Source organism: Acinetobacter sp. CIP 102129 (assembly GCF_000368305.1).
Lineage (GTDB): Bacteria > Pseudomonadota > Gammaproteobacteria > Pseudomonadales > Moraxellaceae > Acinetobacter > Acinetobacter parvus.
This window is the reverse complement of sequence record NZ_KB849340.1, coordinates 335,664-348,695: the sequence shown is the minus strand read 5'-3', so window position 1 is coordinate 348,695 and position 13,032 is coordinate 335,664. Positions and strand designations below refer to the sequence as shown.

Below are 13,032 nucleotides of genomic sequence, written 5' to 3'. Positions count from 1 at the left end.
AGCTTTTTTTTGCTCAAAATACTGAAGATTGTTGTTTGATTTGCTGATGCAAGGCCGCAATCATGTCGGCACGGCTCACAATTCCAATGAGACGCTGGTTCTCTACCACAGGAATATAGTTAAAGGATTTCTCCACAAAATAGGGTACTAAATCCTGAATTGGCTGTGATGGTTCCACAGTCACGACACGCCGACTCATAATCTGCCTTACATAATGCTGCCATGAATTTCTTGGATCAGCGGCACCCTTAAACCATTCCACCACCTCATATAAGGCCAGTGTTCCAACCAGTTTTTCCTCCGCATTGACGACAGGCAGACTCATGAGGTTGACTTCCTTGAACTTCTCTAAGGCCTGATGAATATCATCATCTTCATGTAGCTTGATGACATCCCGACTCATAATATCCTCACAGACAAAGTAACTATTCAGGCGTTCGCTTGCGTGTTCCTGTGCTTCCAGAATGATTTTTTCCAGATCATATTGGCTGATGTCGAGCAACTCGGTGTATTGCTCCAGGGCATATTCAATATCCTTGGGTTGAATCGAGACTTTCTGTGTTGGGGTCGGGTCTTTGGAACGCTCATTGACATGCGCAGTAATGGGATAATGCCGCCCAATTAAACGGTTAAAAAATACCGCAAATAGCAACAGTAAAATCGAGTTCAATAGCACGGGATACAGTACAAAATGAAATCCTAGACGATGGACTGCCTCACCACCCAAAACTGCGGTAATCGCCACTGCCCCACTCGGTGGATGCAAGGAGTCTGTAGTCATCATCATAAAAATAGCAAACCCAACCGCCACGCTAAATGCGCTGGTCAGATCAGGCAAATATTGTGTGCAGGCCACCCCAATAATCCCTGCCAGCGTATTTCCAACAACCACATTCCAGGGTTGTGCCAGTGGACTGCTGGGAACCGCGAATAGAAGCACTGACGATGCACCCATCGGTGCGATATACCATGCATTCATACCGCCCAATACATACCAACTAATTAAAGAGGATATTGCCAAACCGCAAAGCGCACCAAATCCTGAAAGTAAACGTTCTTTCAAAGGTAATACTTTGTAATTCGGTTTTAAGAAATTTAGCCAGTCTGATTGGGTTAAGCTCACAATGCACCTTGCTGGAATAGTGTTGTTTCATTGGTTGCAGCAGTATACGCCCACTCAGACTGAAGATGTATTTAAATTACAGTTTTAAATAACAACGAAAACTGATCAAGGTCAATTTAAATACTCCTCCAATTGCTCCAATCGCTCTGCATATTTTTGCATGGGGCAAAACTCATACATCGGCGAACCGATATAAGCACCAGCATTACGGCACTCTTGATCGACAAAATTTTTCCAGAGCTGTTGTGATTTCATAATGTCCTGATAGCGTTCAGGCTGCTTGTATTCCTGACTCTGTTTTTTTATTTGATCCAATAACTGCACAATCTGCTTTGCATATACAGTTTTGGTTCTGGTGCTACAGATCTCCACCACAGCATTATTAATATTCCCCAGTTTTAGCTGTTGAATGGTGTCATCGATACATTGGCTATAAGGATCTATCGCTTTATCTTGCGTTTTGGCAAATACCGAAGTATTCAAACAAGCCATGATCAGTACCGCTGTTTTTAAGACTAATTTAGTCATGAATGTGCTCTTTTGTTATGTTGGTATTTTTAAAATAATAATCAAAAAAATGCCTTAAACATATTTTTCATTGAGATAACGCCAATAGCGTTTAGGTAAATATTGCACATGCAATTTCACATTCTGACGTTCTTTAATGTTGATACTATTGAAATAATCTTTCCAAAGCTGATCATATAATTCTTCTTGTTCATCTAATTCTAATTGGAAGTTTTGACTCGAGCCATTTTCAATATTACGGTCAATCTGATGAGCATCTAAAGACACCTCATGAATCTCGTGTAAGTCATAATACAGTCCATATTTGCGTTGTTCGTCATAAATGAGCCAACGTTGATCTTGATAACGACGCTTAAAATGCGGCTGTATCAAAGGCAATACATTAAAATCAGGTCGAACTAAACTTAAAAATAAACCATCATTGGTTTTCTTAAACCGCACAAAAGCTTCCATACGATGCTTTTCGCGCCCGACCTTTTTCGTCCATTGCGAAATCGCTAAAACACTGGGATGAGAGTAATTTTTTTCGACTGAATGTTGATGCCGAAAAACATAGATACAGTAATTAAATAAATGCTGATAGGCATCCAACGATTCCGACAAATAAGCAAAATAAAATTGTCTCAGAGATGAATGCGAAAGTTTCTGCTGTAAAGCTGACCAAACACGTGCTGCATGTTGCTCGTGATTTGGAATTTCAACTACAGTAGCAAATAAGCCATGCTGTGCACCTTGGTTTAAACACAGTTGAATATGGAATTCTTTAAATTGAAAAGCACGAAATACGCAGTTGAGTAAACCGACCATAGAGCCATCAAAGTAGTAATAAACCACAGCATCATTGAGCATGTTTAAAATCCTAAACTCAATTGCGGTGACAGTTGTTTAACATATTTAGATGAACCCTGCGTTAATATTTGTTGGCGAATATCAGCCGTAGAAAGCTCTTTTTGAAAACGTGGACTGTCTTCACAACGAATAAAAAACTGGGCACGTGAATACGCCACACCGAGTTGCTTCAATAAATCAGTATGTATCTTGCCAAAACGACGCGCTTGCACGATTTTCTTGGCTGACTTTACGCCGATGCCTGGTACACGAAGGATCATGCGATAGTCAGCACGATTTAAATACACTGGAAACTGCTCGGGATGACGCAACGCCCAACTCAGTTTGGGGTCTACATCCAAATCTAAATGTGGGTGTTTTTCATTGACGATTTCATTGACTTCAAAACCATAAAAACGCATCAACCAATCACTTTGATAAAGCCGATTTTCCCTTAATAAAGGCGGCGCCGAACCGACCGCTGGTAAATAGTTATTTTCTGTGTTGATTGGAATATAACCTGAGAAATATACCCGTTTCAGTTTAAATTCCTTGTAATGTCGATCTGCCATCACAAGTACGTCTTGATCAGTTTCCTGATGTGCGCCGACCACCATTTGCGTGGTCTGCCCTGCGGGTACATATTTTGGCACATGCTTGATAATCTGGCGTTCATCTTTGAGTTGAATCAGTCGATCTCGCACTAGCCCCAAGTCTTTTTGTACTTCTTGATGTGATTTTTCAGGCGCAAACGCTTTTAATCCGACCTCAGTTGGCATTTCCAGATTGATGCTCATACGGTCAGCATAAAGTCCTGCTTCATGAATCAGCTCAGGCGATGCTCCAGGAATAGTTTTGAGATGAATATAGCCATTAAAATTTTCTTCGAGACGTAGCTTTTTCACCACTTGAAGCATCCGTTCCATCGTATAGTCGGCGGATTTAAAAATACCTGAGCTAAGGAATAATCCCTCTATATAATTACGACGATAAAAATTAATGGTCAGATCAACCACCTCTTGTACGGTAAATGCAGCACGTTTCACATCATTAGAACGGCGCGACACACAATAAGCACAATCAAAAATACAGACATTACTGAACAAGATTTTCAGTAAAGAAACACAGCGTCCATCTTCGGTATAACTATGGCAAATCCCTGCCCGACTGGCATCGCCTAAACCTTTGTCTTTATTCTTACGGTCACTACCACTAGAGGAACAGGACACATCATATTTAGCTGCATCGGCAAGAATTTGTAATTTTTCACGAATGCGATCAGACATAGCAAACACCTCAGTGACAACATCATTTCAAAGCTAACATTTCATGATTTGAAAATTAAGATTGGTAAAGATGTTATGCGTCATGAGGTGACGTTTATGTGAATGATCTCCCATTCAGGACTTTGCCAACTGGGAAAATATGTCGGCTATTGGGTACGTTTTGAATTAACTCGAAAATTAAACAAAAGCGTTTAAATAATTTATTATCAGAACTTGTCGCTGAAACGCTTGAATCCTTTGCACTGCACCCGAAAATCCTTATACTTAAGCACAATTTTTGTTTGATTCCAGTGGATGCACCATGAGTCGTGCTATATCGCATATTGATACATTTCAGGGCTTAATTCTTGCCCTACAAAACTATTGGGCGGAGCAAGGCTGCGTCGTATTACAACCATATGATATGGAAATGGGTGCAGGGACATTCCACACTGCAACTTTCTTACGCGCATTAGGTCCAGAAACTTGGAACGCGGCTTATGTTCAACCTTCACGCCGTCCGAAAGATGGTCGTTATGGTGAGAACCCAAACCGCTTACAACACTATTATCAGTTCCAAGTAGTACTTAAACCAAACCCAGACAATATCCAACAGCTTTATCTTGATTCATTAAAAGCAATCGGCATTGATACGCTGACGCACGACATCCGTTTCGTCGAAGATAACTGGGAATCTCCAACACTTGGCGCTTGGGGCTTAGGTTGGGAAGTTTGGCTCAATGGTATGGAAGTGACTCAATTCACTTACTTCCAACAAGTCGGCGGTGTTGAATGTTACCCAGTAACAGGTGAAATCACATACGGTTTAGAACGTCTTGCGATGTACCTGCAAGGTGTTGACTCGGTTTACGATCTGGTGTGGACTAAAGGCCAATTTGGCACTGTGACTTACGGTGACGTATTCCATCAAAATGAAGTTGAGCAATCGACTTATAACTTTGAATATGCCAACGTTGAAAAAATGTTTGAATTATTCGATTTCTATGAAGCGGAAGCAACTCGCTTAATGGAAGCTGAACTGCCACTCCCTGCTTATGAACAAGTCATTAAAGCATCGCATAGCTTTAACTTACTTGATGCGCGTGGTGCGATTTCGGTAACTGAACGTCAACGTTATATTTTACGTGTACGTACTTTGGCGCGTTCAATTGCACAAAGTTATGTGGCTGCGCGCGCGAAACTTGGTTTCCCAATGGCAGAACCGCATTTGCGTGATGAAGTATTGGCTCAACTCAAAGCGCAAGCCGAATCTGTTGAAGCTTCTAAAGCCAATTCAATGGGTATTCCTGGTATTCAGAATGCAAACTTAGGTTAATTAACTAAACGCATTCAATTAATTTTAAGGATAACAGAATGAAACATACCGTATTATTTGAATTAGGTTGTGAAGAACTTCCACCGAAAAGCTTAAAAACCTTACGTGACGCACTCAAAGCAGAAACTGAAAAAGGCTTAAAAGATGCAGGCTTAAACTTCGCTGCTATCGAAGCTTATGCTGCACCACGTCGTTTAGCGCTCAAAATTGTTGATATCGATGCGGCTCAAGCAGATACACAAAAACGTTTTGACGGCCCTGCTGTACAAGCGGCTTATGATGCTGAAGGCAAACCGACCAAAGCACTTGAAGGCTTTATGCGCGGTCAAGGTATCACGGTTGATCAACTTTCGACGTTCCAAGCAGGTAAAGTTGAAAAAGTATGTTTCTTGAAAGATGTCAAAGGTCAAAGTCTTGATGTTTTACTGCCACAAATTTTACAAACTGCATTGGATAACTTACCAATCGCAAAACGTATGCGTTCAGCGGCAAGCCGTACTGAATTCGTACGTCCAGTAAAATGGGTGGTATTACTCAAAGATGATCAAGTGATTGACGCAACCATTCAAGATCACAAAGCAGGGAATGTGACTTATGGTCATCGTTTCCATGCGCCTGAAGCTGTAGTTTTGGCACATGCAAACGACTACTTAACAACATTAGAAAATGCGCATGTTGTTGCCAACTTTGAAAAGCGTCAATCAACGATTCAAGATCAAGTGAAAAAGTTAGCTGACGAAGTCAATGCCATTGCAATTGTCCCAGCAGACTTACTTGATGAAGTGACAAGTCTGGTTGAATGGCCAGTTGCTTTACGTGCGACTTTTGAAGAGCGTTATTTAGCTGTTCCACAAGAAGCCTTGATTACCACGATGCAGGACAACCAAAAGTATTTCTGTTTGATCAATGCTGAAAGTAAATTACAGCCTTACTTCATTACCATTTCAAATATTGAGTCAAAAGATCCGATTCAAATTATTGAAGGCAATGAGAAAGTTGTACGTCCTCGTTTGTCTGATGCAGAATTCTTCTTCTTACAAGACCAAAAGCAACCGCTTGCATCTCGTAAAGAAAAACTCGCGAATATGGTATTCCAAGCGCAATTGGGTACGCTTTGGAACAAATCAGAACGTATTGCTAAATTAGCCGTTGCACTATCACCAATTACAGGTGCAAATGCAGCCGATGCTGAGAAAGCTGCGTTACTTGCGAAATGTGACTTAACCTCTGAATTGGTGGGTGAATTCCCAGAACTTCAAGGGATTGCAGGCACTTACTATGCCCGCCTTGAGGGTGAAAATAACGAAGTTGCTGAAGCTTTAGGTGAGCAATACTTACCTAAATTTGCGGGTGATGTCTTACCGCAAACCAAGACAGGTACAACCATTGCCCTTGCAGATCGTTTAGATACACTGGTTGGTATTTTCGGTATTGGTCAAGCGCCAACAGGTTCTAAGGACCCATTTGCATTACGCCGTTCTGCAATCGGTATCTTACGTTTAATCATTGAAAATGAACTTGATGTGACCATCGAAGAATTGGTGAACTTTGCCTTGCAAGGTTATGGCGACATCATTAAAGATCACGATAAAACCCGTGCGGATGCCGTTACGTTCCTTGAAGGTCGTTACCGTGCGAAATATGAAGACCAAGGCGTAGCGGTTGATGTGATTCAAGCGGTTCAAGCACTTGCTCCAAAATCTCCACTTGATTTTGACAAGCGTGTGACTGCGGTTAATCATTTCCGTACATTGCCAGAAGCGGCTGCATTGGCTGCGGCGAATAAACGTGTTGCCAATATTCTTGCCAAAGAAGCAACGCCTGAAGGTGCAGTCGTTGAAGCGAACTTGGTTGAAACTGCTGAAAAAGCACTTTATGCAGAATTATCAGCTTTAACACCAGTGGTTCAGCCTTTACTTGCTGCACGTAACTATACAGAAGCGTTGTCTAAGCTTGCTGCTCTTCGCGCGCCAATTGATGCTTTCTTTGAAGGCGTAATGGTTATGGCAGATGATGCAGAGTTAAAAGCCAACCGTTTACGTTTATTGGCTCAGTTGCGTGATTTATTCACAGCGATTGCAGATGTAAGTGTATTGCAGGGTTAATGTTAAGTCATTGATGAATATGATAGACCCTGCTATAAATTAGTGGGGTTTATTTTTAGAGGCAATAATGAGCAAACTTTCTCAACCACAGCGTGTATTTGAGCTTTTAAAACAATCACCGTTAAAAAAATTTAAAGCTCGAGAAATTGCCGAAGGAATTGTTACTTTATTTCCTGAAGATTATGTAGAAAAACGACAAAATCCACGCTTCAATACTGATGAAGACCTCATTCGCCAAGTATTTACAGAAATTGGTGCTATTAAAAATAGCATTATCAAATTATCACCGTTTATTCATGTACAAGATAAACCTCGACCTCGTGTGTATTGGTACGACCCAAATCATCAAGCCGAACACTCTGAATCTTTTGCCAATGAAGAATTAACTTCAACAGAAAATATTGAAGATGCTGAAATCACCACTCCACTAATTAAATCAGGGAATCTATCTGAACATGATTTATACCCTATTCTTATCGAATTTTTAAAATTAGAACTCGGTTTATATTGTCTTAGAATTGATGAAAAACGCTCTAAAAACTCTCGTGGGCAAAACGGCAATCAATGGTTACACCCCGACATTGTTGCCATGCAACCTTTAGATAAACACTGGCATGAACTCGTTAAAAGCTGTGTTAAACATGGCTCTGGTCAAAATGTGCGTTTGTGGTCATTTGAAGTAAAAAGAGAACTCAACAGTTCCAATATTCGCAGCAGCTTTTTCCAAGCAGTCAGTAATTCCAGTTGGGCAAATGAGGGCTACCTCGTAGCAACATCTATATCAACAAATGAAGTTGAAGAGGAGCTGCGAATGCTTTCGGCTTTGCATGGTATTGGCGTTATTTTACTCACTCCAGAAAATCCGACTGAAAGTGAAATTTTACTTCCTGCCAAACGCAAACAAGAACCCGACTGGCAAACGATAAATCGAATTTTGAAAGAAAATAGCGACTTTAAACATTTTATTGATTTAGTCGCAAATTACTTTCAGACAGGTCGCACCTATCAAGAAAATTGGAATAAATAAGGCATAGGACATTTGCCTACATTTAGCGATATTAAAAGTAGGCAAATCATCATCCTTGCGACTGATTCATACAAAGGACACCAAAGCACAACGGTTTAAGCGCTGTATCAATTTCACATCACCTACATTCTTTTCTTAAACTTGGCGATAAGCTATAAAACTCTGACTGCTCAAAATTGCTAAAGGACAAAAGATGATGACTCAACTACAAACACTCTGTTTAAGCACCGTACTGCTTGCATCGTCTTCTCTCTGGGCAAACGATACAACTTCCACCACCACAAACGCATCAAGTACAGCATCATCTCCAAGCCTACCTTATGGAGATAACCCAAGCTTAGGCCGTGTATTACTGTATAAAACAGGTAAAGGCTTGCAAAATCTAGGTGACTCAATTCAGGGTGCATCTGAAAACACCTCTCAGAAAATGAGTGAAAAGTGGAAAAGTACCAAGGAATACACTGCTGAGCAATCAGTCATTGTTCAGGAACAAACCGAAAAAGCCAAACAATATACTGCTAAAAAATGGCAGGACACCAAAGATGCCGTGGTTGGAACCAATGATGGCAATGTGCCTATTGAGCGTGCTGAACTGAGCCAACCTTCATCAAATTAATACGATTTAACAAGATTTACAGGAATGAATGAAACAATGACTATTACGCCTTTTAAAACCATTTTGCTTTCTTTAATCAGTAGTATTGGTTTCACTGCATGTTCTACATTATCCACCCAAACCAAGCCACCTTTGCAACAACTGCAACAGGTTCAGAACATTGATGCCCTACCCGATACCAAGACCAATGCCGCATCCTTAAATAAATATAAGGATCATTGCACGATCCAGTTTACAGGTTATTTTGATGGTGGTCAGAGCACGGAATCGTGGGAATTTAAAGGCAATCAGTTGAGTCGGGCTTTTTCTGAAACATATCAATATGTGCCGAATCGTTTATTCAATGCGACCACTGAAAAACCTGTATTAGATCAGAAAACGCGAAAAACCACAGTGTTTGATATTCAGAAACCTGAGGTAAAACAGAACTTTGAGAAGTTAAAAAGCCACTTTAACCAAACTGCTTTAGAACAGTGTGGCTAAGTTTGCCATCTCCATAATTTCTCTCCAGAGTGTTTTTAAGCTGTAATGTGCTTGTAAATTTTTGCTGAAATCCATACATTTCGGCTTTTTTGCCCGCTATGATGCAGTTGCGTTGATGAAGTACCCCCCAAACGGTACATCGCTTAAGGAAATCGCAATGAAGAAAATGATCAAAACAGCTATCTTGACAACAAGTATTCTCGCTTCTGCCTCTATTTTTGCACAAAACGTCGGGGTAAATGCCAATGTCGGTACCAATGCCAAAGTGGGTGCAAACTAGTCTTTTCAATTCAATCTAAAAAGCTCTCTGCGATTGTAGAGGGCTTTTTTACTTACGATTCAGCAAGATGTAGGTGAGTTTGCTCTTCTACATTATTTTCAACAAACTGACTTAACCCCTGTGCATCACAACTCAAGCTCAGTTGTTTATAACTGATGCTGCAAAAATCCGTATACCGCTTAAAAACCAATGGTGACTGGTCAAGGGGCAAAGCTTCACCTTGTTTGATTAGCTTATGAATCCCACGGTCATTCATGGTCAATAAATAAAGTTCATGATTGAGTTCAAGGGAAACCAAAGTATTGGCTTGTGCCTTTAAGGGCAGCAGGTATTGTGAGTTAGCCTCAATGATCTCAGCCGTATAACTCTCAAGCTTTAAACTCACCAAATTAAAAACCAGAGCAGTATCCTGAGTTGTTTTTACATTGGCAGCCTGTGCCTGAACATGCTGCACAAAATGGATGGGGATTCCCAATTTATGCAGGTTCTGTTCAGTGCCCTGTTTTAAACGAAATAATTGCTGCACCAGTTTTTGTTTTAACATGGCATCAAAATAACGCTCATCTAATTCAAAATCGTTATTTTGCAAGATTCGCAATAAAGCCTGATGATGTTTGGTCAATAATGCATCTAGTACATAGCGATAGTAGAACTTGCTTTGCTTTTTAACCTCTCGAACGCGCTTATAAAAATAAGTAATCTCAAAAGGTTGCTCAACAAAATCATTGAGTAATTGCGAACTTGCCAAAACCGAGAGTGCTTCATGGCCTGTAAATGGCAGATGAATCACATGCATTTTAGGTAATAAGGACTGTATTTTTAAGAAATGTTCTTTATCTTCTGCATAGTATGGATCATAGACAATGATGTATTCACGAGATGAATCCACTTCATCCGCCTGAATCTGCATATCCTGATGCAATGCGGCATCAAAAAATTCTGCATAACGGCGATCATGAACCACATCAGGGTCTATAGAATATTGTGGTACAAAAGCAACGATTTTATGCATATTCAATAAATTAGAATATTTAATCGCAGCATAGCCTCCCATTGAACCACCGTAACCCACAATCTGCTTAAACTGAACTAAGATCGGCTGAATCTGTCGCTGCATCTCAAGCATGCTGCTTTTAGGAAACCAAGATTTCTGTTTTGGCATAATGCCAATCACATTGTATTGATATTTGAATAATGATTTTTCAGCATTAATCGACATGCCTTTGGCACGGCTAATCAGATCACCAAAAGAAATCACCAAAGTGTCACTTGAACCTGTTAAAAAAATAACGCGAATATGTTCATCTTCAAATACTATTTGCTTATCCATGCTCACACTAAAAAGTTGATCCTAGGCGGGTATCAAAAACGCATCAAATGAGGACTTTGCCAATTCATTATTGCGGAGTATCTTATTTTATAGAGATAAGACAGATTAAAAAGCGCAAAAAATGACACATTCCCTCCATCCATCTGCGACAAAAGGCTTCGGTTCAGGTGCTGAACTGTATCAGCAGGTCCGTCCCAGTTACCCGCAAGAAATAGCGATTTGGCTACAAGATCGCCTCCAGATAGGTGAAAGTTCCACTGTTATTGACCTCGGTTCTGGGACTGGCAAATTCTTACCTTACCTCATTCAAACTCAGGCAAAAGTGATCGCGGTGGAGCCCGTGGCAGAAATGCTTCAACAGCTTCAACAGGCCCATCGAACAGTTGAATGTGTACAGGGGCTTTCAGTGACCAACTGCCTTTGCAAAATGAATCGGTTGATGCCATGGTTTGTGCCCAGTCTTTCCATTGGTTCTCAAACATTGAAACACTGACTGAAATGCATCGTGTATTAAAACCATCAGGACATCTAGGACTGGTCTGGAATCAACGCGATATTCAGGTAGATTGGGTCAGGGCATTGGCGGATGAAATTGCCCCATTTGAGGCGGACACCCCACGTTACCATAGTGAAAAATGGAAACAGGTGTTTGAAAATCAGGAATTATTTAGGTTTATTGGGCTAGACACATTTCAGTTGCTGCATCGGGGAACAGTTGAGCAGGTGGTCAGCAAACGCCTGCTGTCCACCAGTTTTATTGCAGCAATGTCAGCAGAGCATCAACAACAGCTGAAAGCAAGGTTTGAACAAATTGTATTTGATTTTACAGGCCTAAGCACACAAGATCAGATAGATTTTCCTTACACCACTTTTGCATATCATTTTCAGAAAACATCAAATTCATTATAGATCGAGTTGACCATGCCAAACATCAAAACAATATTTGCAATAAGCTGTGTACTCAGCACCGCCCTACTGCTCAGTGCCTGTAACAAGGACCAACCACCTGCCCCAAATAATGAAAAGCAAGGCAGTTCAGTCAACAATTCAATTGGCGAACTGAACCAGACACCCATCAAGCAATTCCCTGCCACGCCTGATGATGGACATGACATTGCCATTCTGGAAGATTATGACCAGCGTTTTACCGCAATGAGTGACAGTATGGAAATCGAGTTGGCGAAAATGAAAGAGGCCAATACACTGACACCAGAATTTGAACAGCAGCGCCAGAAAGATAATATCCACTCTGCATTGACGATGCTGAAAGAGCTGGAATTAAAAACCGAGCAAGGCCGTTATATTCAGGGTTTGTTGTCGGATTACTGGCAGAATCAGGCCAAAGCTCTGGAACAAAGCACTTTATCTGGTTCAGCCACACCCGACACAGGCAAACAGGTGGATCAGTTAAACCAGTACCTGCATGCACAAAGTCAGTTGCATCACTGGAAAAGCACTCAAACTGCTGACTCAAAAATGCAAACTGAATAAAAGCTATAAAGATGTAGAGGAGCATTTAGCCCCTCTACATCTTAAGAAAGATCCAATTTAAATCTTCTGCTTCTCAATCCACTGGATGGAATTCACACGGAATAGCTCGCAGGCGCCATCCCCTGTATCTGTGGGGGTCAATGACGACTTCCACACCAGCTCCTTGTCACGCACCTCAACCAGCTCACCTTTGAGCTGCACCAAATCACCGCGCTTTACCTGTTTAATCTGCTGGGCAATCTTGGGAGTGGCGGGAATAATATGCATATTGGAAACCATTTGCATGGCTTGATTTGCAGGAACAGGTAGCTTATCTATTTTCCAATTCAAATAGCGGTCATATTGATTTACTGAGATTTTACGTGCGATCTCGGGCTTGGCAAACAAACCCCAACTCACCGCATAGTCAATTGGCGAGAATTTTGCCTGTTCATCATCCTGATAAAGCTTTGAACCGAGGATACGAAAATTACCATAAAAAGGCTGCAACACAGAGATGGACTGGTCTTTTAAAATAGGCGATAAACCATTGGCAATATTATATTCCGCACCACGGGTGGATGCATGTGCCTGTCCAATTGCAGCCACCATGCATAAACTGATCCATAGGCTTTTGTTCA

Annotated in this window: 13 protein-coding genes and 1 pseudogene; 8 read left to right on the top strand and 6 right to left on the bottom strand. The window is 41.0% G+C overall.

The window, feature by feature from the left end:
- Window positions 1–13: 13 nt before the first annotated feature.
- The 4 genes from F973_RS05805 to F973_RS05790 form a co-directional block, all read right to left on the bottom strand.
- Window positions 14–1,123 (bottom strand): HPP family protein, encoded by a 1,110-nt coding sequence (locus F973_RS05805; protein WP_004760600.1) that lies wholly within the window; start codon window positions 1,121–1,123, stop codon window positions 14–16.
- A gap of 111 nt (window positions 1,124–1,234) precedes the next feature.
- The gene (locus F973_RS05800; RefSeq protein ID WP_004760599.1) at window positions 1,235–1,651 is read right to left on the bottom strand and encodes a lysozyme inhibitor LprI family protein; all 417 of its coding nucleotides are present in this window, start codon (window positions 1,649–1,651) and stop codon (window positions 1,235–1,237) included.
- A 54-nt stretch (window positions 1,652–1,705) separates the two neighbouring features.
- On the bottom strand, window positions 1,706–2,500 hold the full coding sequence (locus F973_RS05795; protein WP_004760598.1) for a TIGR03915 family putative DNA repair protein: 795 nt from the start codon (window positions 2,498–2,500) through the stop codon (window positions 1,706–1,708).
- A 2-nt stretch (window positions 2,501–2,502) separates the two neighbouring features.
- A complete protein-coding gene (locus tag F973_RS05790) occupies window positions 2,503–3,765 on the bottom strand; it encodes a putative DNA modification/repair radical SAM protein (protein WP_004760597.1) in 1,263 nt (420 codons plus the stop codon).
- Between the two features lie 301 nt (window positions 3,766–4,066).
- Here F973_RS05790 and glyQ point away from each other — a divergent pair, with 301 nt between their 5' ends.
- The 6 genes from glyQ to F973_RS15025 all read left to right on the top strand — a co-directional run bounded on the left by glyQ (window position 4,067) and on the right by F973_RS15025 (window position 9,591).
- Complete coding sequence (glyQ, locus tag F973_RS05785) at window positions 4,067–5,080, top strand: glycine--tRNA ligase subunit alpha (protein WP_004760595.1); 1,014 nt, start codon at window positions 4,067–4,069, stop codon at window positions 5,078–5,080.
- A 38-nt stretch (window positions 5,081–5,118) separates the two neighbouring features.
- A complete protein-coding gene (gene glyS, locus F973_RS05780) occupies window positions 5,119–7,185 on the top strand; it encodes a glycine--tRNA ligase subunit beta (RefSeq protein ID WP_004760593.1) in 2,067 nt (688 codons plus the stop codon).
- Window positions 7,186–7,252: 67 nt separating this feature from the next.
- Window positions 7,253–8,212, top strand: a complete 960-nt coding sequence (locus F973_RS05775; protein WP_004760591.1) for a COG2958 family protein — start codon at window positions 7,253–7,255, stop codon at window positions 8,210–8,212.
- Window positions 8,213–8,405: 193 nt separating this feature from the next.
- On the top strand, window positions 8,406–8,828 hold the full coding sequence (locus F973_RS05770) for a hypothetical protein (RefSeq protein ID WP_004760590.1): 423 nt from the start codon (window positions 8,406–8,408) through the stop codon (window positions 8,826–8,828).
- Window positions 8,829–8,864: 36 nt separating this feature from the next.
- Window positions 8,865–9,311 (top strand): hypothetical protein, encoded by a 447-nt coding sequence (locus F973_RS05765; protein ID WP_004760588.1) that lies wholly within the window; start codon window positions 8,865–8,867, stop codon window positions 9,309–9,311.
- Between the two features lie 115 nt (window positions 9,312–9,426).
- On the top strand, window positions 9,427–9,591 hold the full coding sequence (locus F973_RS15025) for a hypothetical protein (RefSeq protein ID WP_155756460.1): 165 nt from the start codon (window positions 9,427–9,429) through the stop codon (window positions 9,589–9,591).
- Window positions 9,592–9,643: 52 nt separating this feature from the next.
- Here the strand turns inward: F973_RS15025 and F973_RS05760 are convergent, their stop codons facing one another.
- Window positions 9,644–10,921 (bottom strand): hypothetical protein, encoded by a 1,278-nt coding sequence (locus F973_RS05760; RefSeq protein ID WP_004760585.1) that lies wholly within the window; start codon window positions 10,919–10,921, stop codon window positions 9,644–9,646.
- A 121-nt stretch (window positions 10,922–11,042) separates the two neighbouring features.
- Here F973_RS05760 and F973_RS05755 point away from each other — a divergent pair.
- Both F973_RS05755 and F973_RS05750 read left to right on the top strand, forming a co-directional pair.
- Window positions 11,043–11,830, top strand: a pseudogene (locus F973_RS05755) (methyltransferase domain-containing protein).
- 12 nt (window positions 11,831–11,842) lie between these two features.
- A complete protein-coding gene (locus F973_RS05750) occupies window positions 11,843–12,412 on the top strand; it encodes a hypothetical protein (RefSeq protein WP_004683343.1) in 570 nt (189 codons plus the stop codon).
- A gap of 57 nt (window positions 12,413–12,469) precedes the next feature.
- On the opposite strand, the gene F973_RS05745 is transcribed toward F973_RS05750, so the two are convergent.
- Window positions 12,470–13,003 (bottom strand): hypothetical protein, encoded by a 534-nt coding sequence (locus F973_RS05745; RefSeq protein ID WP_378251352.1) that lies wholly within the window; start codon window positions 13,001–13,003, stop codon window positions 12,470–12,472.
- Window positions 13,004–13,032 lie beyond the last annotated feature (29 nt).